This is a genomic window from Proteus sp. G2609 (assembly GCF_963896135.1).
GTDB lineage: Bacteria > Pseudomonadota > Gammaproteobacteria > Enterobacterales > Enterobacteriaceae > Proteus > Proteus mirabilis.
In genome coordinates this window covers 121318-146309 of record NZ_CAWQNB010000004.1, presented here as the reverse complement: position 1 = coordinate 146309, position 24992 = coordinate 121318, and the positions used below count along the sequence as shown (strand labels likewise).

Here is a 24992-nt window from a genome sequence, read left to right as displayed (position 1 = left end):
TTTATTGCAACATCATCTTGTAAATATATCAATTTAAGCAATGGCTTTCATCCCCTATAGTAAAGTCATGCAATACCTCACCGAGAGTGGGGATAACAATAGCAAACATATACACAACGATTTGGGAGTCGCTCATGGCCAATTATTTTAATACATTGAATCTGCGTCAGCAGTTGTCGCAACTGGGTAAATGTCGCTTTATGTCTCGTGACGAATTTGCCGATGAGGCTAATTATCTAAAAGGTAAAAAAGTCGTTATTGTTGGCTGTGGTGCACAAGGTTTAAACCAAGGTTTAAATATGCGTGATTCAGGACTGGATATCGCCTACGCATTACGCCAAGAGGCTATTGATGAAAAGCGTGCTTCATGGCGTCGTGCCACTGAAAATGGTTTTGAAGTAGGAACCTATGAAGCATTGATCCCGCAAGCCGATTTAGTGGTTAACTTAACGCCGGATAAACAGCACTCCGCCGTTGTTCAAGCCGTTCAACCACTGATGAAGTCAGGCGCCGCTTTGGGGTATTCTCATGGGTTTAATATCGTTGAAGTGGGTGAAAAAATTCGTGACGATATTACCGTTGTGATGGTTGCGCCAAAATGTCCGGGTACTGAGGTGCGCGAAGAGTATAAGCGTGGTTTTGGTGTACCTACCCTAATTGCTGTTCACCCAGAAAATGATGCTAAAGGTGAAGGTATGGCCATTGCGAAAGCATGGGCGGCAGCCACAGGTGGACATCGTGCGGGAGTGTTGGAATCATCTTTTGTTGCGGAAGTAAAATCAGACCTGATGGGCGAGCAAACTATCCTGTGTGGTATGTTACAAGCCGGCTCTCTGCTGTGTTATGACAAAATGGTTGCTGAAGGTGTTGAACCGGGCTATGCAGGTAAGCTTATCCAGTTTGGTTGGGAAACGATTACAGAAGCTCTGAAACAAGGTGGTATTACCTTGATGATGGATAGATTATCTAATCCTGCCAAAATGCGTGCTTATGCTTTATCAGAGCAATTAAAAGAGATTATGGCACCACTGTTTGCTAAACATATGGATGATATTATTTCAGGTAAATTCTCTGAAACCATGATGGCAGATTGGGCAAATGATGATAAAAATTTGCTGACATGGCGTGAAGAAACGGGTGCAAGCGCATTTGAAAATTATCCTGAATATGAAGGTAAAATCAGTGAGCAAGAATATTTTGATCATGGCGTATTGATGGTTGCGATGGTTAAAGCGGGTGTTGAGCTGGCGTTTGATACGATGATTGAAGCTGGCATTATCGCTGAGTCTGCCTATTATGAGTCACTGCATGAATTGCCATTAATCGCGAATACGATTGCGCGTAAACGTCTGTATGAAATGAATGTGGTTATTTCAGATACCGCAGAGTACGGTAACTATCTGTTCTCTTTTGCCGCCGTGCCGATGTTAAAAGAGTTTATGACGAGGTTGCAAAGTGGCGATTTAGCGAAGCATGTTCCAGATAGTGGGACAGATAATGCTCAATTGCGTGATATCAATGAAGCCATTCGTCAGCACCCTATTGAGATTGTCGGTAAGAAATTAAGAGGGTATATGACGGATATGAAAAAGATTGCTGTTGCCAACTAATTTTTCGTCGCTCTTTACGCGATAAGTGCGTTGGCTGCACTCGGTTACCCAAGTCACATACTAATGTATGCTCCTTGGGATAACCTCCTTTGCCGCCTTCTTCTCACGCAAATAGCTTAGAAAAATAAGTACTAATATATTTTAAAAGATAAAACAGAATATAAGTTTATTATCTTGAAATAGATAGCTTAGAAAAATAAGTGCTAAATATATTTTAAAAAGATAAAACCACATATCTATCAATTTGATATGTGGTTTTTATTTAAATAAATCAGAATGTGAGCCAGTTCTGTCAAAATGAACAGTATCATTGTCTATTTTATAAATAAGTAGCCAATCAGGTTCGATATGAAGATCTCGACGAGGCTTCCAGTTTCCTGTTAATGGATGATCTTTCAATTGAGCAGGTAGTCGTTTTCCTTGCACTAATAGTAATATAATCTCTTTTAGTTTATTAATATCCTTTCCTCGCTTTTCTGCGAGTTTTAAGTCTTTTTTAAATTGTCCTGAATAACTCACTTTTCGCATTTAGATATCCAATTTTTTGAATAAATCATGGGCATCTTCAGCATAAAAAACATCATCACCTTTATCTGTTTTTGCAAAAGTGTTTAATGTTTTTTCATTTGGTTGTGTTTGATTACTTTCCACATAAACTCGAATGAGATCTCTTAAGATTTGAGAGGCTGGTCTGTGTTTATTTCGAGCTATTGCAACAAAAGCCTCTTTGAGCTCTATATCAACTTTAGTGGCTATTAATTCGCTTTTTATACTCATAATATACACCTCCATATTTGTTTGAATATTATACAAAGTAAAACTTTATTAAACAAGGTTAAACTTCCTTTACCTAGAGAAATAAAGCTCAAAAAACTGAACCATTTTCCTATGCGCTTTCTGCTACAATGACTCCCCGTGATATTCTTGGTTAATGAAGTTTGGAAAAAGTATGCGATTAAATCCCGGTCAGCAAAAAGCAGTTGAATATGTGTCAGGTCCTTGTCTGGTCTTGGCGGGAGCCGGCTCGGGTAAAACACGAGTGATAACCAATAAAATTGCTTACCTTATTCGTCAATGCCGTTATTCTGCTAAGCAGATTGCTGCGGTGACTTTTACCAATAAAGCAGCGCGTGAAATGAAAGAGCGTGTTGCTCAAACATTGGGAAAACAAGAGGCGAAAGGATTAATGATCTCGACCTTCCATACATTAGGATTGGAGATTATTAAGCGAGAATACAAAGCATTAGGCATAAAATCCAACTTTTCTTTGTTTGATGATCAAGACCAATCCGCATTATTAAAAGAATTAACGGTAGATTTATTAGAAGAAGATAAAGATTTGCTATCACAGTTAAAGAGTCAAATCTCTAACTGGAAAAATGACATGCTCACACCTGAGCAAGTGATTGGTAGAGCACAATCGCAACAAGATCATACTTTTGCCGAGTGCTTTCGACGTTATGAGCAACATTTACTAAGCTGTAATGTATTGGATTTTGATGACTTAATCAGTAAGCCTACCTTGCTATTACGTACTAATGAAGAAGTTAGGGCGCGCTGGCAACAGCGTATTCGTTATCTGCTGGTGGATGAATATCAAGATACCAATACAAGCCAATATGAGTTGGTGAAATGGTTAGTGGGCGAAAGAGCCCGTTTCACTGTGGTGGGGGATGATGATCAGTCTATTTATTCATGGCGTGGTGCGCGTCCCCAAAATCTGGTGCTATTGCAAAAAGATTTCCCACAGCTAAATGTGATCAAACTGGAACAAAACTATCGCTCATCAGGGCGTATTTTAAAATCAGCTAATATTTTAATTGAAAATAATCCCCATGTATTTGAAAAACGGCTGTTTTCAGAATTAGGTTATGGGGATGAGCTACGAGTATTAACCGCTAATAATGAAGAGCATGAAGCTGAGCGTGTAGCGGGGGAACTGATTGCCCATCATTTTATTAATAAAACTAATTATAAAGATTACGCAATACTCTATCGAGGTAATCACCAGTCGCGTATTTTTGAAAAGTATTTGATGCAAAATCGCATTCCTTATCGCATTTCGGGTGAAACCTCGTTTTTTTCCCGTGAAGAGATCAAGGATATTTTGGCTTACTTAAGAGTGATCACTAATCCGGATGATGATGCTGCATTCTTACGTATCGTCAATAAGCCTCGTCGTGAAATAGGCCCGATGACTATCCAAAAGTTGGGGGAGTGGGCTAAAGTCCGTGATAAAAGCTTATTTAATGCCTGTTTTGACTTGGGATTAAGCCAAACGTTAACAGGGCGAGGTTTAAGTGCATTACAGGCTTTTTCACAGTGGATGGCGCGAATTGTACAACAATCAGAGCGTGAGCCTTTGCTCGCTGTACGTGATTTGCTTCATGAAATGGATTATGAAAGTTGGTTATATGAAACCTCTAGTAGCGCGAAAGCAGCTGAAATGAGAATGAAAAATATTAACCAGCTTTTTTCTTGGATGAGTGAAATGCTTGAGGGGGATGAGCTACATGAACCCATGACGCTCTCTCAAGTGGTCAATCGTTTTACTCTGCGCGATATGATGGAGCGTGGCGAAACCGATGAAGAGTTAGATCAAGTGCAATTAATGACACTTCACGCCTCAAAAGGACTGGAATTTCCACATGTTTTTCTGGTTGGCATGGAAGAGGGGATCTTGCCTCATCAAAGTAGTATCGATGAAGATAACGTTGAAGAAGAGCGGCGTTTAGCTTATGTCGGTATTACTCGAGCACAAAAGACATTAACTTTCACATTATGTAAAGAGCGGCGTCAATACGGTGAATTAATTCGTCCAGAGCCCAGTCGTTTTCTATATGAATTGCCTCAAGACGATCTCCATTGGGATACCAATAAAAAGAAAGTGTTAAGTGCTCAAGAAAAGCAAGAAAAAGGGCAAAAAGGGGTCGCTGGGCTTAAAGCGATGCTGGCGAGACATAAACCTTAGCTGTCTGTCAGTAAAAAATAAAATCCCTTACTTGCATGATAAGTAAGGGATTATTTTGAATCTGGTTAGACGTTTTAACCTATGCGTGAGTTATTTTGCTCTTCAAGCATTAATGGCCAATGAACGTAGCTTTGTAACTGTATCTCTTCATGAAGATTTTCTGCACGTAAAGGATGTTCAGCGATCCATTGATGTGGCAAGGTAATGATTAATTTTTCATCTTCAGTACGTAAACGCAGTGCAGGTAAAGTATCATCTCGACGACGACTGGCAAAAATAATTGCTAGGCGAAGTAAACGTACCAAGCGGTATGCTTGATTTATCGGTAGCGCATTTTGCTGATTCAAAGGTGCGAGATCGATAATTCCCTTCTGATTTCTTAAAAATGAGGCGATTAAACGTCGTTGCGCGGGTGTATAACCAGGTAAATCAAGGTGAGAAACTAAATAACTGGCATGTGAAGGCGCTTGGCGAAAGTCAACACTTAAGCCGATTTCATGTAAGGCACAAGCACTGGAAAGTAGCTCACGACAGCGATTATCTAATTGCCAACTTTTACTGACTTGAATGAAAAAATGCTCTGCTAATTGTTGAACACGATGGGCTTGCTCAATATCAATTTGGAAACGGCGCTGAATATTACGCAAAGTACGTTGACGAATATCTTGCTCAATAGGTAAATGCAACATACCGTAGACTAAGCCTTCACGTAGTGCACCACCGGCTAAGATCATATTTTCAATATGCAGGGTTTCAAAAATAGCGATCAGAATGGCTAATCCGCTAGGGAAAACAAGCGCTCTTTCGAAAGTAAGGCCTTCGATTTCTAACTCTTCAAGCTTGCCACACTCAATGGCTTTTTGTTTCAGTCGCTCTAATTTAGGTAAGGTAATTAATTCATCCATTCCTTGAGCAATCATGATCTCTTGTAATGCTTGAACGGTGCCCGATGCCCCTACACAAACCTGCCAACCTTGTTGAATAAGTTTTTCTGCCACAGGTGCAAGGATAGCTTTTGCTGCCTGTTGTGCTTGAGCAAAGTTTTCTTCTGTTAATGAGCGATCGCTAAAATAGCGCTCTAGCCATGTTACACAACCCATGCTTAAACTCATTAGCTGTGTTGTTTTAGCCCCCGTACCGGTGACTAATTCTGTGCTACCGCCACCAATATCTACCACCAAGCGCTGTTCTGCACCACCCGTTGTATGGGCAACACCACGATAGATAAGGCGTGCTTCTTCCTCACCACTGATAACATGAACCGTATTGCCTAATATTTCAGACGCTTTAGCGACGAAAATATCTGCATTTTTAGCAATACGTAAGGTCGCAGTTGCAACGACTCGGATTTGTTCTGCGGGAATATCTCTGAGATATTCAGAAAACAGTCGCAAGCATTGCCAACCACGCTCCATAGCCTGCTCTGACAGCTCGTTTTCTTTATTTAGGCCAGCAGCAAGTCTGACTTTACGTTTAACGCGAGATAATACTTGGATAGATCCCGCGATTTCACGAACGACTAACATATGAAAGCTGTTAGAGCCTAAATCGATAGCAGCATAAAGTGATGAGGATTTCAGCATAATTTATGAGTGACTCGGGCGTTTATTACGGTTATTACGTTGAGTATTATTTCCTCTACGAGGTGCCGAATTATTACGACGAGGCTGACCTTGACGAGGACGATGACGACGTTTTGGCTCAGGTAAATCAGTTAATAATGCATCACTGTTATATTTACTAACAGGAATAGCATGTTGAATATAGGTCTCAATCGCCGGTAAATTCAACGCGTATTCTTCACAGGCTAAGCTAATTGAGTTACCACTTTTACCCGCACGTCCAGTTCTACCTATACGGTGTACATAATCTTCACAGTCATCAGGTAAATCATAGTTAAAGACATGTGTTACAGAAGGTATATGAAGACCACGAGCTGCAACATCGGTTGCCACAAGAATATCAATATTACCTTGGGTAAAATCTTCTAGGATACGCAGACGCTTTTTCTGTGGCACGTCACCTGTTAATAGACCTACGCGGTGTCCATCTGCGGCAAGATGCGCCCAAATATCATCACAACGATGTTTGGTGTTAGCAAAAATAATACAGCGCTCTGGCCACTCTTCTTCAATTAAGGTTTGCAGAAGACGCATTTTTTCTTCATTAGAAGGATAGAACAGCTCTTCTTTTATGCTAAACCCAGTTTTTTGTTCAGGTTCAACTTCTACATATTCAGGGTTATTCATCTGCTCGAAAGCTAACTCTCTGACACGATATGAGAGTGTGGCGGAAAAGAGCATATTCATACGCTCTGCGGCATTTGGCATGCGACGGAATAACCAGCGAATATCTTTAATAAAGCCCAGATCGTACATTCTGTCTGCTTCATCAAGTACGACAACTTGAATAGCGTTAAGATTAATGTGACCTTGTTTTACATAGTCAATTAAACGGCCCGTGGTACCGATAACGATATCTACACCGTTATTTAATACTTTAAGTTGTTCGTCATAGCCATCTCCACCATAGGCTAGACCCATTTTAATACCAGTGCTTTGTGCTAAAGGTTGTGCATCTGTATAAATTTGCACAGCTAATTCGCGCGTTGGCGCCATAATCAGTGCACGAGGTTGATTCTTTTCATGCCCTTCTTTTGCAGGGTGAGTTAAAAGATAATGAAACGTCGAGGTTAAAAACGCCAACGTTTTTCCTGTTCCTGTTTGGGCTTGCCCAGCAATGTCATGACCTTTCACAGTGATAGGTAACGTCAATGCCTGAATTTGTGTACAATTAGAGAACCCTTTTTTCTCAAGGGCTTCTATCACTTTTGGATGCAAGGCGAAGTCGGAAAACTTCTTTTCTGTCAAATATGTTTTGCTCATAATGTAATAGAATATCAGTTATAGGTTGCATTACAAAAGGATATCCGCTGAAATGCTGATAGTCTTTTGTTATTTAATGTTACACTGGTACGGTCAATATTATTCTTTGGAGTAGAACAATGAGCGATAAAATCCTTCACTTATCTGACAACACATTCGATGTTGATGTATTACAAGCAACCGGCCCCGTGCTCGTTGATTTCTGGGCTGAATGGTGCGGCCCATGTAAAATGATTGCTCCTATTCTAGATGAAGTTGCAACAGAATACGCGGGTAAATTAACAGTTGCGAAGCTAAATATCGATGAAAACCCTGCGACAGCACCAAAATACGGTATTCGTGGTATCCCTACACTGATTTTATTCAAAAATGGTGCAGTTGCTGCGACTAAAGTTGGTGCATTGTCAAAAACTCAATTAAAAGAGTTCTTAGACGAAAACATCTAATTTGATTTAAAGCACCAAAATAACGAAGGACGTTTAGATCTTGTTGGTATTTCTGTTACTGACCGCTAGACGTCCGCTTCGAAGCATGATAAGTTAGCGCCACTTACTTACATAATATAGCGGATTTTATTGGTCATATGATATGACATGGTTAATAAGTCTGAGATATTAAATATCAGGTTCAGATTGTTAGAGCTTTGATATAAACTATTTGAATATTGTATTTGAATAAACTATAAGTAATCTGAATTCATCTAACCAGTCCGGTTGTCTTAGAATAATCTATAGTATTCAAGGAATATAATTTTTCTATATATGTTCCTAACCCATAACTGAAAGTACAATCATCTTGTTACGGCAATGGATGTCACTTTCTGGGGACAGTGTTGTGACTGGTCTATATAGCATTAACATGCTTTCTAACATTATCACGATGTTTATACTGATGTTATAAAGTAGTAATCTGTAATTTTACACATGACGAAACTGACAGCGATTCGCTGTTATACTATTCACGTTCATAGTTCGAGAGTTACCCCGAGTTATTAAGAACCCACCATTATGAATCTTACCGAATTAAAAAATACGCCGGTATCAGAACTGATAGCACTTGGCGAAAATATGGGGCTAGAGAACCTAGCTCGAATGAGAAAACAAGACATCATTTTCTCTATCTTGAAGCAACATGCCAAAAGTGGAGAAGATATTTTCGGTGATGGAGTGCTGGAAATACTACAGGATGGCTTTGGCTTCCTACGTTCCTCAGACAGTTCCTACCTTGCTGGCCCAGATGATATCTATGTTTCTCCAAGTCAAATCCGTCGTTTTAACCTTCGCACTGGTGATACCATAGCAGGGAAAATTCGCCCACCTAAAGAAGGTGAACGCTATTTTGCCCTCCTTAAAGTGAATGAAGTTAACTTTGACAAACCAGAAAACGCCCGCAGTAAAATCCTCTTTGAAAACTTAACACCATTACATGCTAATAACCGCTTACGTATGGAACGTGGTAATGGTTCTACCGAAGATTTAACTGCCCGCGTACTCGACTTGGCTGCACCTATTGGTCGTGGACAACGTGGTTTAATCGTTGCCCCACCAAAAGCGGGTAAAACAATGTTGCTACAAAATATTGCGGCCAACATTGCTCATAACTATCCTGATTGCGTATTAATGGTACTTCTTATTGATGAACGTCCTGAAGAAGTCACAGAGATGCAACGTTTAGTTAAAGGTGAAGTTATTGCCTCTACCTTTGATGAGCCAGCATCTCGTCATGTGCAAGTAGCGGAAATGGTTATTGAGAAAGCCAAGCGTTTAGTAGAACATAAAAAAGACGTTATCATTTTATTAGACTCTATTACTCGTTTAGCCCGTGCTTATAACACCGTAGTACCTTCTTCAGGAAAAGTATTAACCGGTGGTGTGGATGCGAACGCGCTACATCGTCCAAAACGTTTCTTCGGGGCTGCTCGTAATGTAGAAGAAGGTGGTAGTTTAACCATTATTGCGACTGCATTGGTTGATACTGGCTCTAAGATGGATGAAGTTATCTACGAAGAGTTTAAAGGTACAGGTAATATGGAATTACACCTGTCGCGTAAGATTGCAGAAAAACGAGTATTCCCAGCAATTGATTACAACCGTTCAGGAACACGTAAAGAAGAATTACTGACATCGCAAGATGAGTTACAAAAAATGTGGATCCTGCGTAAAATTATCCATCCAATGGGTGAGATTGATGCAATGGAATTCCTCATTAATAAATTAGCGATGACAAAAACAAATGAAGAATTCTTCGACTTTATGAAACGCTCATAAAGTGTTATTACAAAATTGAGAGAGACAACAAAAAAAGAAAAATTGTGTTGATGATAGAAAAATAAGTGATATCACACCAATTTAGAGGTTGTTAAACTCATTTACTTTGTGTAATTAACGATATGATAAAAACGCCACAAGTCAGTGGCGTTTTTTTTACATTGGACTTAGGTCTTTTATTATCATCGCAAAATGATAATTTGGTATGTATATTGCATATTTATAGTTTTAATAAAAATAGCGATAACATCAATAAAAATAGTTAAGGAAAATTTATTATTGATAAAGGGTGGTGGGTTACTGAGTAAACTCGTCGTGGTACAAGCTGGAGAAAGAATAAAAAACACATGGATGGGTAAATAACCAGCTATATTTATTATAGAGAACAGTACTGTGGATATACTAAAAATGAGCACAAATGTTTTTTACGTGTTCCTATTTTCTTTCGCTTTCCTATTTGTAGCTCGTAAGGTGGCAAAGAAGATTGGACTCGTAGATAAACCTAACTATCGTAAACGACATCATGGGTTGATCCCCCTTGTAGGTGGGATTTCAGTCTATTTTGGTATTGTTTTCGCTTTTTATGTTTCAGATATCTACATTCCTCACAAAGAGCTGTATTTGATTTGTGCGGGGATACTTGTTTTTATCGGTGCGCTTGATGATCGTTATGATATCAGTGTCAAAATCAGGGCAACTATCCAAGCATTAGTGGGTATTGCTATGATGGTATTCGGTGGTTTAAAACTTGAATCACTTGGTCATGCTTTTGGGCCTTGGGATATGCATTTAGGGCCTTTTGGTTATATCGTCACGCTATTTGCTGTTTGGGCTGCAATCAATGCCTTTAATATGGTGGATGGTATTGATGGTTTATTAGGCGGTCTTTCTTGCGTTTCGTTTGGTGCGCTGGGTATTTTACTTTACCAAAGTGGAAGCTCTGCACTTGCGTTTTGGTGCTTCTCATTTATTGCCGCGATTTTACCTTATATCATGTTAAACCTTGGTGTTTGTGGTAAAAAATTTAAAGTCTTTATGGGCGATGCGGGAAGTACGCTAATAGGCTTTACTATTATTTGGCTATTAATTTCCTCTACTCAAGTTGATCCTCATCCAATCAATGCGGTTACTGCATTATGGATCATTGCTATTCCTCTTATGGATATGGTGGCAATTATGTACCGCCGTTTACGTAAAGGAATGAGTCCTTTTTCACCAGACCGTCAACATATCCACCATTTAATTATGCGAGCAGGTTTTACCCCTCGCCAAGCTTTTGTTTTGATCACGCTTGCAGCCGCGGTGTTGGCCGCTATTGGTATTATTGGTGAAAACTTATCTTTTGTACCAGAATGGGTAATGTTGGCATTGTTTTTGCTTGCTTTTGTTATGTACGGTTATTGCATTAAACGCGCGTGGCGAGTCGCTCGTTTTATTAAACGATATAAACGTCGCCTACGTAAAGCGACACAACTTAAGCATTAAATAAGCAGAGGTCTTTTAACGTGATGAACTCGGAAAATAACGTCTCCCGACAGGGGTTTTCACCCGATAATGAACTCGATATTCGAGGTCTTTGTTGTGCACTATGGTCAGGAAAACGCTGGATAATAGGGTTCGCGCTGCTTTTTGCGCTGATTGCATTAGGGGCATCTTACTTGATGCAACCTAAATGGAGCGCTATTGCGATGACAGAGAGACCTACTGTGAATAATTTAGGTAGTTATTATTCTCAGTCTCAGTTCTTACGTAATCTTGATACGCAAATTAATCCGTCTGTAACTGTTTCTCAGTTAAGTATCCCTGATGAAGCTTATCAAGAGTTTGTAACACAGATTTCAGCTTTTGATACGCGACGTGAGTTTTGGTTGCAAACGGATTATTACAAACAACGTAAAGAAAACGATGCGCAAGCAGATGCGGCATTATTAGATGAGCTCATCAATAATATTCAATTTACACCGGCTGATGAGAAGAAATTGGTTAATGATCAATTGAAACTCATTGCTGAAACGGCCAACGATTCGAGTCAACTGCTCAATGAATATATTGCTTTTGCGAATAAACGTGCCGCAGAGCATCTAAATGAAGAAGTGATTGCCGCATGGGCAACTCGAACACAATCGATGAAAGCCTTAGTGAAACGCCAAGAAATGGCTGCTCAAGCTGCTTATCAACGACAAATTAATTTACTCAAACAATCGATTAAAGTTGCTGAGAAACAAGGTATTTCTCAAAAACAGACCTCGATTGCGATAGATGAATTACCGGATTCGAAGCTGTTTCTACTCGGCGTGCCTTTATTGCAATCACAGTTAGAAACATTAATGGCAACAGGACCTGATTTTGATAGTGATTATGATCAAAATACGGCAATGTTATCCACCCTCGCGGTAGGTGCTAAATTACAAGATAACTTCCAAACTTACCGTTTCTTGCGTACACCTGAAGATCCTGTGAAACGAGATAGTCCTCGCCGTGCCTTTATGATGGTGCTTTGGGGTGCTATTGGTGTTTTAGTGGGCGCGGGTGTGGCATTAGTCAGACGTAGTTCATTAAAAAAATAATCATTATTACCTTTTTATCATTTTAATAATAACGAGACATCAGGTGTATTTTCACCTGATGCCCCTGAGAATAAGGGCATATTGCTTTCCCAAAAATAAGCAATATAACAAAGAAAAAAGAGAGCCACTGTGAAAGTGTTGACTGTTTTTGGCACACGCCCTGAAGCGATCAAAATGGCACCTTTAGTGCACGCTTTAGCAAATGATGATTCGTTTGAGGCGAAAGTTTGTGTTACGGCCCAACATCGAGAAATGCTTGATCAGGTATTAAATCTTTTCGAGATCAAACCAGATTATGATCTCAATATTATGAAACCAGGACAAGATTTAACAGATATAACCTGTCGCATTTTAGAAGGTTTAAAACCTGTTCTAGCGTCATTTCAACCTGATGTTGTGTTAGTACATGGTGATACAACCACCACCATGGCGGCAAGCCTTGCTGCTTTTTATCAACAAATCCCCGTCGGTCATGTTGAAGCGGGATTACGTACCGGTAATCTCTATTCTCCTTGGCCAGAAGAAGCGAATCGGACAATTGCCGGCCATTTGGCGATGTACCATTTTGCTCCCACTGAAACTGCAAAGTTAAATCTGGTGCGAGAAGCGGTTGCGGATAAAAATATTTTTGTTACCGGCAATACCGTTATTGATGCGCTATTTTGGGTTAGCGAGCGAGTGATGGGAAATCAAACCCTGCTCGATGAACTTGCTGTGCAATATCCCTTTATTCAGCCAGAAAGAAAGATGATCTTAGTTACGGGACATCGCAGAGAAAGCTTTGGGGGTGGTTTTGAGCGCATTTGCCAAGCATTAGCAGAGATTGCATTGGCTCACCCCGATGTTGAAGTTGTCTATCCTGTTCACTTGAATCCTAATGTAAGTGAACCCGTAAAGCGTATTCTGCATGGAATTAATAATATTAAATTAATTCAACCGCAAGATTACCTGCCTTTTGTTTATTTAATGAACCACGCTTACCTTATTTTAACTGATTCAGGTGGTATTCAAGAAGAGGCGCCTTCATTAGGTAAACCTGTTCTTGTTATGCGCGATACAACAGAGCGCCCTGAAGCAGTTGAAGCCGGTTCTGTGCGTTTAGTGGGTACAGATACTAAACGTATTGTTAGCGAAGTAACCTCTTTATTGACAGACGAAAACGCATATCACCAAATGAGTAAAGCAACAAATCCTTATGGTGATGGTCATGCCTGCCAACGTATTCTTGAAGCATTGAAAAATAATCAGGTGACATTATGAGTTTTGAAACTATTTCTGTTATCGGCCTCGGCTACATTGGATTACCAACAGCGGCAGCTTTTGCCTCTCGTAAAAAAAGTGTTATTGGTGTGGATGTTAACCAACACGCTGTTGATACCATTAATAAAGGTCAAATTCACATCGTTGAACCTGATCTGGATAAAGTGGTAAAACAAGCTGTTGAAGAAGGGCATTTAAAAGCCTATACCACACCACAACCCGCAGACGCTTACCTTATTGCTGTTCCAACCCCCTTTAAAGGCGAACATGAACCTGATCTGGCTTATGTTGAAGCTGCTGCGCGTTCAATAGCACCTGTACTTAAGAAAGGTGATTTGATTATTTTAGAATCAACCTCACCCGTTGGAACAACAGAACAAATGTCACAGTGGCTTGCGCAGGCTCGTGAGGATTTAACTTTCCCACATCAACAAGGTGAAAATGCCGATATTGATATCGCTTATTGCCCTGAGCGTGTATTGCCAGGACAAGTGATGGTTGAACTTATCCGCAATGACCGTGTTGTGGGGGGCATGAACCGTAAATCATCAGAGCGTGCCAGCGAGTTATACAAAATTTTCCTTGAAGGTGAATGTGTTATCACTAATGCCCGTACTGCAGAGATGTGTAAGCTAACAGAAAATAGCTTCCGTGACGTGAATATTGCATTTGCTAATGAGTTATCCCTGATTTGTGCTGACCAAGATATTAATGTGTGGGAGCTAATTAGTTTGGCTAATCGTCATCCTCGCGTGAATATTTTACAGCCGGGTCCTGGTGTCGGTGGACACTGTATTGCCGTTGATCCTTGGTTTATCGTGTCTCAAAATCCTAAACAATCACGCTTAATTCATACTGCCCGTTTGGTAAATGATGGCAAACCTGTATGGGTTATCGATCAAGTTAAAGCCGCTGTGGCGGATTGTTTAACTGAAACCGGTAAACGTGCTAACGAGATCAAAATTGCCTGCTTTGGTTTAGCCTTTAAACCTAATATTGACGATTTACGTGAAAGTCCAGCAATGAATATCACCCAACAAGTTGCTAACTGGCATAGTGGGAAAACATTTGCCGTAGAGCCAAATATTCATGAATTACCGACAAAATTAAAAGGTATCACTGAATTAGTCTCTACAGAGCAGGCATTAAAAGAGGCGGATATTGTTTTAATGTTAGTCGACCATCAACAGTTTAAAGCGATACCTGGTAGCCAAGTTACCCAAAAATGGATTGTCGATACAAAAGGAGTATGGCGTTGAGACGTATTTTAGTCACAGGTGGCGCCGGTTTTATCGGCTCCGCGGTTGTTAGACATATTATTGATAACACCAATGACAGTGTCGTCGTGGTAGATAAACTGACTTATGCGGGAAATTTAGAGTCACTTGCCCCTGTGGCAAACAGTGAACGTTACGCGTTTGAACAGGTTGATATTTGCGATCGCGCTGCACTTGATAGTCTATTTGCGCAATATCAACCAGATATCGTGATGCATTTAGCCGCGGAAAGCCATGTTGACCGCTCTATTGATGGGCCGGCAGCGTTTATTGAAACTAATATTGTTGGTACTTACACCTTATTAGAAGCTGCACGTCATTTCTGGTCAGTATTACCTGAAGATAAAAAAGCGGCATTTCGTTTCCACCATATTTCAACTGATGAAGTGTATGGCGATTTAGAAGGAACGGATGATTTCTTTACTGAAACGACACCTTATGCACCAAGTAGCCCTTATTCAGCTTCTAAAGCATCCAGTGACCACCTTGTACGAGCATGGTTGCGTACCTATGGCTTGCCAACATTGATCACCAATTGTTCAAATAACTATGGCCCTTATCATTTTCCTGAGAAATTAATCCCGCTGATTATTTTGAATGCAATTTCAGGAAAACCACTGCCTGTTTATGGCAAAGGTGAACAAATTCGCGATTGGCTCTATGTTGAAGATCATGCCCGTGCATTGTATTTAGTGGCAACAACGGCTCAACCGGGTAAAACATATAATATTGGTGGTCATAATGAACGCCGTAATATTGATGTAGTGACAACTATTTGTGAATTGCTCGAAGAGTTGCATCCTAATAAACCTGCTGGTGTGGCGAAATATGTTGATTTAATTACCCATGTAAAAGACAGACCGGGTCACGATCTACGCTATGCTATTGATGCCGCTAAAATTGCAGCAGAGTTAGGTTGGAAACCACAAGAGACCTTTGAGTCAGGTATTCGTAAGACGGTATTGTGGTATTTAAATAACCAAACTTGGTGGCAACGAGTACTAGATGGCTCTTATGCAGGAGAGCGTTTAGGACTGGGTGATTGATTACGTGAAGGATAAATGATGAAAGGTATTATTTTAGCGGGTGGCTCTGGTACACGCTTACATCCGATAACGAAAGGGGTATCGAAACAGCTGTTACCTATCTATGATAAACCCATGATCTATTATCCGCTCTCAGTACTTATGTTAGCGGGAATTCGTGATATTTTGATTATCACCACTCCTGATGATCTCACTTCATTTCAACGTTTATTGGGTGATGGCTCTGCATTTGGTGTTCATTTGCAATATAAAGTTCAGCCATCTCCTGATGGTTTAGCTCAAGCCTTTATTTTAGGGGATGAGTTTATTGGTGATGAGCACTGTTGTTTAGTCTTAGGCGATAATATCTATTTTGGTCAAGGGTTTAGCCCCAAACTAAAACAAGTTGCTCAACGTCAGCGGGGCGCAACAGTATTTGGTTATCAAGTGATGGATCCGGAGCGCTTCGGTGTTGTTGAATTTGATGATGATTTCAAAGTGCTGTCAATAGAAGAAAAACCTCAACAGCCTAAATCGAATTGGGCGGTCACTGGGCTTTATTTCTATGATAACCGCGTGGTTGATTTTGCGAAAAAGGTGAAACCTTCTGTTCGTGGTGAGCTTGAGATAACCTCGATTAATCAGATGTATCTTGAGTGTGGTGAGCTTAATGTGGAGCTATTGGGACGCGGTTTTGCTTGGTTAGATACGGGGACTCACGATAGTTTAATTGAAGCCAGTACTTTTGTACAAACCGTTGAAAAACGTCAAGGTTTTAAAGTGGCGTGTCTGGAAGAGATCGCTTGGCGTAATGGTTGGTTAACTGACGAACAAGTTAGAGAAAGCGCAAAATCACTCGCCAAAACAGGTTATGGCCGCTATCTATTGGATTTATTACATGTCCGTCCTCGCCAATATTAATTATCTTGAGTGGGAGAGCGATTTTTTCTCCCTCAATACAGGCCGTCTTGAGTTTAGTGCTCAAGCGCCTGTTTTAACACAAGATAGGCTTGAGCAATTTACGGTTGTTCATGCCAAAGTTGCTTCCTATGATCTTCTACTGATTGATAACTTAACGCAATTAGGATTTCAATTCGCTGAAGGTGAAATAGATTTCAAATTGCCAATTGGCACAGAAAATGCTTGTGAAAATATTGCTGAAATACATTTTCGCACTGCCAATGAAACTGATATCCCATTATTAATGACAACGGCTTCTGCGGCTTTTGTACAAAGTCGCTTTCGAGCGCCATGGTATCAAGAAGGTGATAGCAGCCGTTTTTATGCATTATGGGTAAAAAAAGCGGTTTTAGGCACTTTCGATGATAGCTGTTTATTGACGATGGATCGCGAAAATAAGGTTACAGGGTTTGTAACATTACGTCGGATTTCTGAGAGTGAAGCAAGAGTGGGATTACTTGCTGTAATGCCCAATAGAACAGGACAAGGCATTGGTAAGCAACTGATGTCGGTGGCGAAGTATTGGTGTCAACAGCAAGGTCTATCAACCCTCTATGTTGCAACACAAATTAGCAATATTGCAGCTTCGCGTTTATATACACAAAGCGGTGCTTTAATTGATAGCACTACTTATTGGTTATACAGGGGATAATATGATTCCGTTTAATAAACCACCCGTTGTTGGCACAGAATTAGAGTATATGAAACAGGCGATGGAAAGTGGCAAGCTCTGTGGTGATGGCAACTTCACAAAAAAATGTGAAAAGTGGTTAGAAGAACAATTTCATTGTCATAAGACGCTGTTAACACCTTCTTGTACAGCATCGTTAGAAATGGCGGCTATCCTTCTGGATATCAAACCCGGCGATGAAGTGATTATGCCGAGTTTCACTTTTGTTTCGACTTCGAACGCCTTTGTTTTACGTGGTGCAACTATTGTGTTTGTCGATATTCGTCCAGACACCATGAACCTTGATGAAACAAAAATTGAAGCGGCGATTACGGAGAAAACGCGTGCGATAGTGCCCGTTCATTACGCAGGTGTTGCCTGTGAAATGGATACCATTATGGCGATCGCCAAAAAGCATAACCTGTTTGTCGTTGAAGATGCTGCGCAAGGGGTAATGTCGACTTATAAAGGCAAAGCCTTAGGAACTATCGGTCATATTGGTTGCTATAGCTTTCATGAGACGAAAAACTATTCATCAGGTGGTGAAGGTGGGGCAACACTGATTAACGATCCGGCTTTAATTAATCGTGCGGAAGTGATCCGTGAAAAAGGCACCAATCGTAGTCAATTTTTCCGTGGGCAAGTTGATAAATACACTTGGCGTGATATTGGCTCTAGCTATTTGCTGTCTGATTTGCAAGCCGCTTATCTTTGGGCGCAACTCGAACAAGCCGATAAAATTAATGAACGTCGTTTAGCATTCTGGCAAATCTATTACGATGCATTAACGCCGTTAGCCGAACAAGGTTTGTTAACATTGCCTGTTGTACCAGACGGTTTAGAGCATAATGCCCATATGTTCTATATTAAACTTAATGATATAGAGCAGCGTACGGCTTTTAATGAGTATATGAAAGCACAGGGCGTCTTAACGGTATTCCACTATGTATCACTGCATACGAGTCCTGCCGGAATGAAGTTTGGTCGTTTTGATGGTAAAGATATTTTCACTACACAAGAGAGTGAACGCTTGGTGCGCTTACCGATGTTCTACAACATGACTGAAGAAGAGCAGCAAACCGTTATTCATCATATTCGTCATTTCTTTGCTTGATATGTCGTTAGCTAAAGCTTCAATTTGGACAGCTGGGTCAACCTTGATAAAAATCGGGGCTGGCCTGTTGGTTGTAAAGTTATTGGCGGTCTCCTTTGGTCCCTCCGGAGTGGGACTTGCGGGTAACTTCCGCCAATTAATTACCGTTCTTGGTGTACTGTCAGGGGCGGGTATTTTTAATGGTGTAACAAAATTGATTGCGCAATATCAAGATGATGCGGTACAACGCAAAAATGTGTTGGGTACATCATCATCAATGATATTGCTGTTTTCTACACTACTTGCCATTTTATTTCTTATTTTTACCACACCAATTAGTCGCGTTTTATTTGGTGATGACTATCTGCAATATCTAGATATTGTCAGAATGGTTGCCTTTATTCAGATGGGGATTGCCTATGCCAACTATTTTCTGGCGATATTAAAAGGTTATCGAGATGCATCTGGAAACGCTTTAGCGATTATTGCGGGAAGTTTAATTGGTGTTATTGCCTATTATCTCTGTTATCTCGTTGCAGGTTATCACGGTGCATTAATTGGCTTAGCTTTAGTACCTGCACTGATTTTATTGCCAGCGATGGTTATCTTAATAAAACGTAAGCGTTTTGCTCTCAGTGAATTAAAACCAAGTTGGGATAAGGCTATCGCCAGTCATCTTGGTAAATTTACCATTATGGCGCTACTGACTTCTATCACTTTACCCGTCGCTTATATCATGATGCGTAACTTGTTAGCAGAACATTATAGCTGGGATGATGTTGGCATTTGGCAAGGGGTTAGCAGTATATCGGATGCTTATCTACAATTTATTACAGCATCATTTTCTGTTTACTTATTACCCACACTTTCACGATTAACGCAAAAAAGTGAGATAGCCAAAGAGATAACCAAGTCACTGAAATTCGTCTTGCCAGCGGTGGCAGTGGCTAGTTTTATGGTTTGGTTATTGCGAGATTTTGCCATTTGGTTGCTATTTTCTGAAAAATTTATCGCTATGCGAGAGTTATTTGCTTGGCAACTGGTTGGTGATGTGTTGAAAGTAGGGGCTTATGTTTTTGGCTATCTGGTGATTGCAAAGGCTGCTTTGCGTTTTTATATTCTGACAGAAGTGAGCCAATTTGCCTTATTAACGCTTTTTTCACGCTGGCTTATTCCTGAACATGGTGCTTTAGGTGCAGCTCAAGCCTATATGGCAACCTATATTATTTACTTCCTTCTCTGTAGTTCTGTTTTCGTGATTTATTGCAGGCGCAAATGACAACTTTGATTTACGTACTAGGTTCAGACATTGTGCATCATAACAACACAATGTTACGCTTTTTTAACGACCACCTCGTGACTGAGGCGGCATTAACGTATAAACCTCGTTTTATCGTTGCCAGTAAAGATAACTCGTTATCATCACTTTATCCTCATTTAGAGATTGAGTGTTTAGCGGATAAAAAACAAGTCGCGCAGAGAGTGGTAGCATTAGCTAAAGCAGATAGAAAACAACGTTTTCTATTTCTGGGGCAATTTAATGCGCCTATTTGGCTTGCTTTATTGATGGGCAAAATTAAACGTCATCAATTCTGGTGGCATATTTGGGGTGCTGATCTTTATCAGGATGCTAAGCAATTAAAATTTAGACTGTTTTATCTATTGCGTAAACTCGCGCAAAAACGGGTTGGACGTGTGTTTGGTACACGGGGTGATCTAAATTATTTTGCTCAATCAAATGTTAATATCCCCGCGAATTTGCTCTATTTCCCAACAAGAATGGATCCGGCGCTGACGCTTACAGAAAAGAAGGCCGTTGATCCTCAGCATATTACCATTGTATTAGGTAACTCAGGCGATAAATCTAACCGCCATATCGATGCTTTAAATGCGATTGCTGAACAATTTGGTCATAAAGCAAAAGTGATCATTCCTATGGGATATCCCGCTAATAACGAGGATTATATTCAGCAAGTATCTGATGCGGCGACAAACTTATTTCCAACAGAACACGTTGAGATATTACGACATAATCTTGCCTTTGATGATTATCTCGCACTCTTAAAAACCTGTGATTTAGGCTATTTTATTTTCCAACGTCAGCAGGGTATTGGTACGTTATGCCTGTTGATCCAATTTGGGATCCCTTTTGTGATTAGCCGTCAAAATCCATTTTGGCAAGACTTAACAGAGCAAAGTGTTCCCGTTTTCTTCTCTGGTGATAAACTTGATGTGGCGTTAATTGAAGAAGCGCAACGTCAATTATTGCTACTGGATAGGAAGAATATCACCTTCTTTGCACCTAACTTTATCCAAGGTTGGAAGCAATTGATTGAGATGAGCACAGGAGACACCCAATGACATTGGCGCAATTGGGGGGATTAACCCTTGTCTACTTTATCTCGTTGGGGTTTATTTTATTACTGACCTACCAAGAGTTTCGTCGGGTACGCTTTAATTTTAATGTCTTCTTTTCCATGCTTTATTTGCTGACATTCTATTTTGGCTTTCCATTAACTTGTTTATTAGTCTTTCAGTTTGATGTGGCAGTTGTTCCTGTCGATGCCTTATTACACGCTCTATTAGCCGCTACTAGCTTTTATGCGATTTATTATGTCACTTATAAGGTAAGACTAAGAAAAGCCTCTAGCGAGCCTTCTAGGCCGTTATTTACGATGAATCGGGTAGAGACCAACCTAACTTGGATACTGTTAGCGTTAATTGCTATCGTCACTGTGGGCATATTTTTCTTACAAAATGGTTTCTTACTCTTTAAGTTGAAAACATATAGCCAAATTTTTTCAAGCCAAGTATCAGGTGTGGCGCTAAAACGCTTTTTCTATTTTTTTATTCCTGCAATGCTGGTGGTCTATTTCTTAAAGCCCACACAACAACGTTGGCTTTTTTTCCTTTGTGCGACGGTCGGCTTTGGTATTTTGACCTATGTTATCGTCGGGGGAACACGCGCAAATATCATTATTGCGTTTGCACTATTTTTATTTATTGGCATCGTACGTGGTTGGATAACCTTATGGATGTTAATTGCTGCAGGTGTGATGAGCATTGTCGGTATGTTTTGGTTAGCACTAAAACGTTACGGGCTTGATGTCAGTGGTGCCGAAGCTTTTTATACCTTTTTATATCTGACTCGCGATACCTTCTCTCCTTGGGAAAATCTTGCATTATTGTTGAATAATTACGACAAAATCGAGTTTCAAGGACTCGCACCTATTATTCGCGATTTTTATGTGTTTATCCCTTCATGGGTTTGGCCACAAAGACCAGATGTCGTACTAAATTCAGCAAACTATTTTACTTGGGAAGTGCTTAATTATCATGCAGGACTTGCCATTTCACCAACGTTAATTGGCTCCTTGGTGGTGATGGGGGGCGTTGTATTTATCCCCTTAGGCGCGGTGGTTGTTGGGCTTATTATTAAGTGGTTTGATTGGCTCTATCAGCAAGGTTTAAATGAACACAATCGCTACAAATCTGCCATTCTTCAAGCATTTTGCTTTGGTGCTATTTTTAACATGATTGTTTTAGCGCGTGAGGGCGTTGATTCGTTTGTGTCTCGCGTGGTCTTTTTCTGTTTAGTATTTGGTGCCTGTTTAATTGCAGCCAAACTCCTGTATTGGTTATTTGAAAGTGCAGGATTAGTTCGTCACTATGTTATTAATCAAGTGCGCAATAAACCTCGTTTAGAACAAAAGGAAAAGTAATGGATACAAATTCAATTCCGAAGTATTCCATCCGTGGGCACAATATCTGGGGATTTAAAGATATGGCGCATTTTTTGGATTATCTTTATCAAGGTGCGCAAATTAAAAGTGGCTCTTTAATTGCGATTAATGCAGAAAAAATCTTAACCGCAGAAACAGATAAAGGCCTAAATCAGTTATTAGATGAAGCGGATTATTTGTACGCCGATGGCATTAGTGTTGTTCGCGGCATTCGACGTAAATATCCTGATGCACAAGTGTCTCGTATTGCGGGAGCCGATTTATGGGAAGCTTTAATGGAGCGTGCCGGGAAAGAAGGCACACCGGTCTTTTTGGTTGGTGGCAAACCTCAGGTATTGGCGCAGACGGAAAGTAAATTAAAGGCACAATGGAATGTGAATATTGTCGGTAGCCAAGATGGTTACTTTACGCCACAAGATAGAGATGCACTTTTTGAACGTATCAAAGCTTCTGGAGCAAAGATTGTGACCATTGCCATGGGCTCACCTAAGCAAGAGCTATTTATTCGTGCTTGTCGGCAAGTACACCCAGACGCGTTATATATGGGCGTAGGTGGCACTTACGATGTTTTTACAGGGCATGTTAAGCGTGCGCCAAAAGCATGGCAAAACTTAGGCCTAGAGTGGTTATATCGTTTACTGTCACAACCTAGTCGGATCAAGCGCCAATTTAAGTTATTAAAATTTGTTGGCTATTACTATTCCAATAAATTGTAAGTTGCGTGAGTATTTTTTGTCGGCAATAAGTGTTAAATAGCAAAAATCACAATCTTTACTGGTATCTTGATTGTTTGATTATTATACTAATGGAGCGTTGAGTGGGTAAAAACGCTCCATTTATCGACGAAATGCACAAACTATCGTCAAACAAACTTTTTTTTTCAAAAAGCACTAGACAGACAGTGCGTAAATCCGTACTATCCTCTCCCGCAACGGCGTGAAGCGCCCGTAGCTCAGCTGGATAGAGCGCTGCCCTCCGGAGGCAGAGGTCTCAGGTTCGAATCCTGTCGGGCGCGCCATTAAAGCGTGCTAAGAGTTACGGTGAAGAGCGTTGTTGTAGAAGTAGTAAGATAGCTGTTATGGTGGCTATAGCTCAGTTGGTAGAGCCCTGGATTGTGATTCCAGTTGTCGTGGGTTCGAGTCCCATTAGCCACCCCATCTTATCTTAGTTTTTGTTTATGCGAGGGTGGCGGAATTGGTAGACGCGCTAGCTTCAGGTGTTAGTGTCCTAACGGACGTGGGGGTTCAAGTCCCCCCCTTCGCACCATAAACAAGATAAGAGCAGTCATTCAGACGGCGAGTAGCGCAGCCTGGTAGCGCAACTGGTTTGGGACCAGTGGGTCGGAGGTTCGAATCCTCTCTCGCCGACCAATAAGAAAAAGCCTCGATATATATCGAGGCTTTTTTGCATTTATTATCAAGCTATTGACAGCAATATTGTCTTATTTCATTTATATTGTTGTATCTTCCTTCTGTCCTTTCTCTTTTGTCCTTTTGCTACTGTCCTAAACACAATAGACCGTTTATCTATGATTCATGATTAAAGCAGGTTGTTGGCTCTTTTAGTTTAAAAAGGGAGATCATTAGGCTATTTGTTTACAGGGCAGTGTAAGTATATTAGTTAAAGATTATTAATAATTTGTATTACCGCCTGATTTTATACTACATAAAAAGAGCATCATGAGAAAGTTAAATGATTTATGTAACCGTATGAATTTAAATGAAATATTTTTTATTGTCGGTAAAAAACAACACATGGCAAATTTGATGTCGCTAAAAGGTGACATTTAACTCAATGATTTTTATATATTATATACTGGTGTTAGCTTAACTGTCGTGAAACAGAGACGAGTTAGCAAATTTATTTTTTCTTTTTTATTTAACAATAGCCTGATAAAAATACGCTCTCTGATCTTTTATATTTTAAATACGCCATACAGGCGAAGGCGCCTAAAAAATTCAATTAGTTAGTTTTATGCTGTTTGGGAATTAATTTTTTATTGGCGGAAAATACAAGTTGGCACGCTAAATGCATTACTTATCCTGTAGATGCTCATTCCACTCCTTATGACAGCATATGACTTCATAAACCTAGGAATGATGCAGAGCCGATTATCGGTGCCTACGTCCACGTTATCGATGAAACACCATTCATCACCAACAGGACGAAACGTTGAGTGAGGCACCATCCGTCTGTAGACCTGATTGTATATTTTATGCACCTGTATTTTTTAATACGGGTGTTTTTTTGTCTGTTTTTTATCTCATCCCTTTTGAATTGATAACACTATCACGCTATTATCCAGCGCAAGGGTAAATAGGGGGTAGTATCACGATGATAAATAACCAAAAAGCGTATCTTGCGCAAGAAAGGCTCTTTTTGATAGATAAGTTTGGCCCATTGCTGTTTTTTTTGATCCCGCTGATCATGCTGATTATCGGTGGAAAATCATGGGCGAAGTATGTCGCTTTTCTGTGTCAGGGGATCGCACTGATTTATATCGTGGTGTTTTACCAAGCAAGAAAATATTATTTGTCATTTACACACCAAAATAATAAAGGGATACCTTATCGTTTTTATCGTATCGCTTGGGTCTATTTATTTTTAATTTTGTGTCTTGAAGTAGTACTACTGGTTCAATACGCTTTTTAAAAGTAATAAAAA

At 40.2% G+C, this 24992-nt stretch carries 21 protein-coding genes and 4 tRNA genes; 21 read left to right on the top strand and 4 right to left on the bottom strand.

All coding sequences use genetic code 11. From position 1 onward, the window contains the following. The first annotated feature begins 134 nt into the window (after positions 1-134). Complete coding sequence (gene ilvC, locus AACV01_RS01930; RefSeq protein WP_004249675.1) at positions 135-1610, top strand: ketol-acid reductoisomerase; 1476 nt, start codon at positions 135-137, stop codon at positions 1608-1610. Positions 1611-1868: 258 nt separating this feature from the next. On the opposite strand, the gene AACV01_RS01925 is transcribed toward ilvC, so the two are convergent. Beyond that, complete coding sequence (locus AACV01_RS01925; RefSeq protein ID WP_004246360.1) at positions 1869-2138, bottom strand: type II toxin-antitoxin system YafQ family toxin; 270 nt, start codon at positions 2136-2138, stop codon at positions 1869-1871. Further along, a complete protein-coding gene (locus AACV01_RS01920) occupies positions 2139-2387 on the bottom strand; it encodes a hypothetical protein (protein WP_004253075.1) in 249 nt (82 codons plus the stop codon). It abuts the gene before it with no gap. A 172-nt stretch (positions 2388-2559) separates the two neighbouring features. Between AACV01_RS01920 and rep the strand changes: the two genes are divergently transcribed. After that, a complete protein-coding gene (gene rep / locus AACV01_RS01915; protein WP_004249673.1) occupies positions 2560-4581 on the top strand; it encodes a DNA helicase Rep in 2022 nt (673 codons plus the stop codon). Between the two features lie 74 nt (positions 4582-4655). Here the strand turns inward: rep and gppA are convergent, their stop codons facing one another. Then, positions 4656-6164 (bottom strand): guanosine-5'-triphosphate,3'-diphosphate diphosphatase, encoded by a 1509-nt coding sequence (gene gppA, locus AACV01_RS01910; protein WP_004246357.1) that lies wholly within the window; start codon positions 6162-6164, stop codon positions 4656-4658. Between the two features lie 3 nt (positions 6165-6167). Further along, positions 6168-7466: an ATP-dependent RNA helicase RhlB gene (gene rhlB / locus AACV01_RS01905; RefSeq protein ID WP_004249672.1), complete on the bottom strand. Its 1299-nt coding sequence runs from the start codon at positions 7464-7466 to the stop codon at positions 6168-6170. 119 nt (positions 7467-7585) lie between these two features. On the opposite strand from rhlB, the gene trxA reads away from it, so the two are divergent. From trxA to AACV01_RS01810, 19 genes are all read left to right on the top strand, one after another. Continuing rightward, a complete protein-coding gene (trxA, locus tag AACV01_RS01900) occupies positions 7586-7912 on the top strand; it encodes a thioredoxin TrxA (RefSeq protein WP_004246355.1) in 327 nt (108 codons plus the stop codon). A gap of 561 nt (positions 7913-8473) precedes the next feature. Next, positions 8474-9733, top strand: a complete 1260-nt coding sequence (gene rho, locus AACV01_RS01895) for a transcription termination factor Rho (RefSeq protein WP_004246354.1) — start codon at positions 8474-8476, stop codon at positions 9731-9733. Between the two features lie 393 nt (positions 9734-10126). After that, positions 10127-11218, top strand: coding sequence for a UDP-N-acetylglucosamine--undecaprenyl-phosphate N-acetylglucosaminephosphotransferase (gene wecA, locus AACV01_RS01890; protein WP_004246352.1), 1092 nt, complete (start codon positions 10127-10129; stop codon positions 11216-11218). 23 nt (positions 11219-11241) lie between these two features. Further along, complete coding sequence (wzzE, locus tag AACV01_RS01885; protein WP_004249670.1) at positions 11242-12300, top strand: ECA polysaccharide chain length modulation protein; 1059 nt, start codon at positions 11242-11244, stop codon at positions 12298-12300. 129 nt (positions 12301-12429) lie between these two features. Then, the gene (gene wecB / locus AACV01_RS01880) at positions 12430-13560 is read left to right on the top strand and encodes a non-hydrolyzing UDP-N-acetylglucosamine 2-epimerase (RefSeq protein WP_004246349.1); all 1131 of its coding nucleotides are present in this window, start codon (positions 12430-12432) and stop codon (positions 13558-13560) included. After that, positions 13557-14819, top strand: coding sequence for a UDP-N-acetyl-D-mannosamine dehydrogenase (gene wecC, locus AACV01_RS01875; protein ID WP_004246348.1), 1263 nt, complete (start codon positions 13557-13559; stop codon positions 14817-14819). The genes wecB and wecC overlap by 4 nt, the downstream gene beginning before the upstream one ends. Then, complete coding sequence (rffG, locus tag AACV01_RS01870) at positions 14810-15883, top strand: dTDP-glucose 4,6-dehydratase (protein ID WP_012368702.1); 1074 nt, start codon at positions 14810-14812, stop codon at positions 15881-15883. Before wecC ends, rffG begins: the two co-directional genes overlap by 10 nt. A gap of 18 nt (positions 15884-15901) precedes the next feature. Beyond that, complete coding sequence (gene rfbA / locus AACV01_RS01865) at positions 15902-16783, top strand: glucose-1-phosphate thymidylyltransferase RfbA (RefSeq protein ID WP_004249667.1); 882 nt, start codon at positions 15902-15904, stop codon at positions 16781-16783. Beyond that, positions 16761-17474: a dTDP-4-amino-4,6-dideoxy-D-galactose acyltransferase gene (gene rffC / locus AACV01_RS01860; protein ID WP_004249666.1), complete on the top strand. Its 714-nt coding sequence runs from the start codon at positions 16761-16763 to the stop codon at positions 17472-17474. The genes rfbA and rffC overlap by 23 nt, the downstream gene beginning before the upstream one ends. A gap of 1 nt (position 17475) precedes the next feature. Further along, entirely contained in the window at positions 17476-18606 is a 1131-nt protein-coding gene (gene rffA / locus AACV01_RS01855; protein ID WP_004246343.1) for a dTDP-4-amino-4,6-dideoxygalactose transaminase, read from the top strand. 1 nt (position 18607) lies between these two features. Further along, on the top strand, positions 18608-19864 hold the full coding sequence (gene wzxE / locus AACV01_RS01850; protein ID WP_004246342.1) for a lipid III flippase WzxE: 1257 nt from the start codon (positions 18608-18610) through the stop codon (positions 19862-19864). After that, the gene (locus AACV01_RS01845; protein ID WP_004249664.1) at positions 19861-20946 is read left to right on the top strand and encodes a TDP-N-acetylfucosamine:lipid II N-acetylfucosaminyltransferase; all 1086 of its coding nucleotides are present in this window, start codon (positions 19861-19863) and stop codon (positions 20944-20946) included. The genes wzxE and AACV01_RS01845 overlap by 4 nt, the downstream gene beginning before the upstream one ends. Next, entirely contained in the window at positions 20943-22307 is a 1365-nt protein-coding gene (gene wzyE / locus AACV01_RS01840; protein WP_004246340.1) for an ECA oligosaccharide polymerase, read from the top strand. Before AACV01_RS01845 ends, wzyE begins: the two co-directional genes overlap by 4 nt. Continuing rightward, the gene (gene wecG, locus AACV01_RS01835) at positions 22307-23044 is read left to right on the top strand and encodes a lipopolysaccharide N-acetylmannosaminouronosyltransferase (protein WP_004246339.1); all 738 of its coding nucleotides are present in this window, start codon (positions 22307-22309) and stop codon (positions 23042-23044) included. The genes wzyE and wecG overlap by 1 nt, the downstream gene beginning before the upstream one ends. A 225-nt stretch (positions 23045-23269) precedes the next feature. Then, a tRNA-Arg gene (locus AACV01_RS01830) sits at positions 23270-23346 on the top strand. 63 nt (positions 23347-23409) lie between these two features. Continuing rightward, positions 23410-23485: transfer RNA gene (locus AACV01_RS01825), tRNA-His, on the top strand. Between the two features lie 22 nt (positions 23486-23507). Beyond that, positions 23508-23594 (top strand) — tRNA-Leu (locus AACV01_RS01820). A gap of 27 nt (positions 23595-23621) precedes the next feature. Then, positions 23622-23698: transfer RNA gene (locus AACV01_RS01815), tRNA-Pro, on the top strand. Positions 23699-24662: 964 nt separating this feature from the next. Beyond that, positions 24663-24980, top strand: coding sequence for a hypothetical protein (locus AACV01_RS01810; RefSeq protein WP_020946595.1), 318 nt, complete (start codon positions 24663-24665; stop codon positions 24978-24980). Positions 24981-24992 lie beyond the last annotated feature (12 nt).

Coding starts and splice junctions, on each gene's coding strand:
- ilvC (WP_004249675.1), top strand. CDS start 135: ATGGCCAATTATTTTAATACATTGAATCTGCGTCAGCAGTTGTCGCAA.
- AACV01_RS01925 (WP_004246360.1), bottom strand. CDS start 2,138: ATGCGAAAAGTGAGTTATTCAGGACAATTTAAAAAAGACTTAAAACTC.
- AACV01_RS01920 (WP_004253075.1), bottom strand. CDS start 2,387: ATGAGTATAAAAAGCGAATTAATAGCCACTAAAGTTGATATAGAGCTC.
- rep (WP_004249673.1), top strand. CDS start 2,560: ATGCGATTAAATCCCGGTCAGCAAAAAGCAGTTGAATATGTGTCAGGT.
- gppA (WP_004246357.1), bottom strand. CDS start 6,164: ATGCTGAAATCCTCATCACTTTATGCTGCTATCGATTTAGGCTCTAAC.
- rhlB (WP_004249672.1), bottom strand. CDS start 7,466: ATGAGCAAAACATATTTGACAGAAAAGAAGTTTTCCGACTTCGCCTTG.
- trxA (WP_004246355.1), top strand. CDS start 7,586: ATGAGCGATAAAATCCTTCACTTATCTGACAACACATTCGATGTTGAT.
- rho (WP_004246354.1), top strand. CDS start 8,474: ATGAATCTTACCGAATTAAAAAATACGCCGGTATCAGAACTGATAGCA.
- wzzE (WP_004249670.1), top strand. CDS start 11,242: ATGAACTCGGAAAATAACGTCTCCCGACAGGGGTTTTCACCCGATAAT.
- wecC (WP_004246348.1), top strand. CDS start 13,557: ATGAGTTTTGAAACTATTTCTGTTATCGGCCTCGGCTACATTGGATTA.
- rffG (WP_012368702.1), top strand. CDS start 14,810: ATGGCGTTGAGACGTATTTTAGTCACAGGTGGCGCCGGTTTTATCGGC.
- rfbA (WP_004249667.1), top strand. CDS start 15,902: ATGAAAGGTATTATTTTAGCGGGTGGCTCTGGTACACGCTTACATCCG.
- rffC (WP_004249666.1), top strand. CDS start 16,761: ATGTCCGTCCTCGCCAATATTAATTATCTTGAGTGGGAGAGCGATTTT.
- rffA (WP_004246343.1), top strand. CDS start 17,476: ATGATTCCGTTTAATAAACCACCCGTTGTTGGCACAGAATTAGAGTAT.
- wzxE (WP_004246342.1), top strand. CDS start 18,608: ATGTCGTTAGCTAAAGCTTCAATTTGGACAGCTGGGTCAACCTTGATA.
- AACV01_RS01845 (WP_004249664.1), top strand. CDS start 19,861: ATGACAACTTTGATTTACGTACTAGGTTCAGACATTGTGCATCATAAC.
- wzyE (WP_004246340.1), top strand. CDS start 20,943: ATGACATTGGCGCAATTGGGGGGATTAACCCTTGTCTACTTTATCTCG.
- wecG (WP_004246339.1), top strand. CDS start 22,307: ATGGATACAAATTCAATTCCGAAGTATTCCATCCGTGGGCACAATATC.
- AACV01_RS01810 (WP_020946595.1), top strand. CDS start 24,663: ATGATAAATAACCAAAAAGCGTATCTTGCGCAAGAAAGGCTCTTTTTG.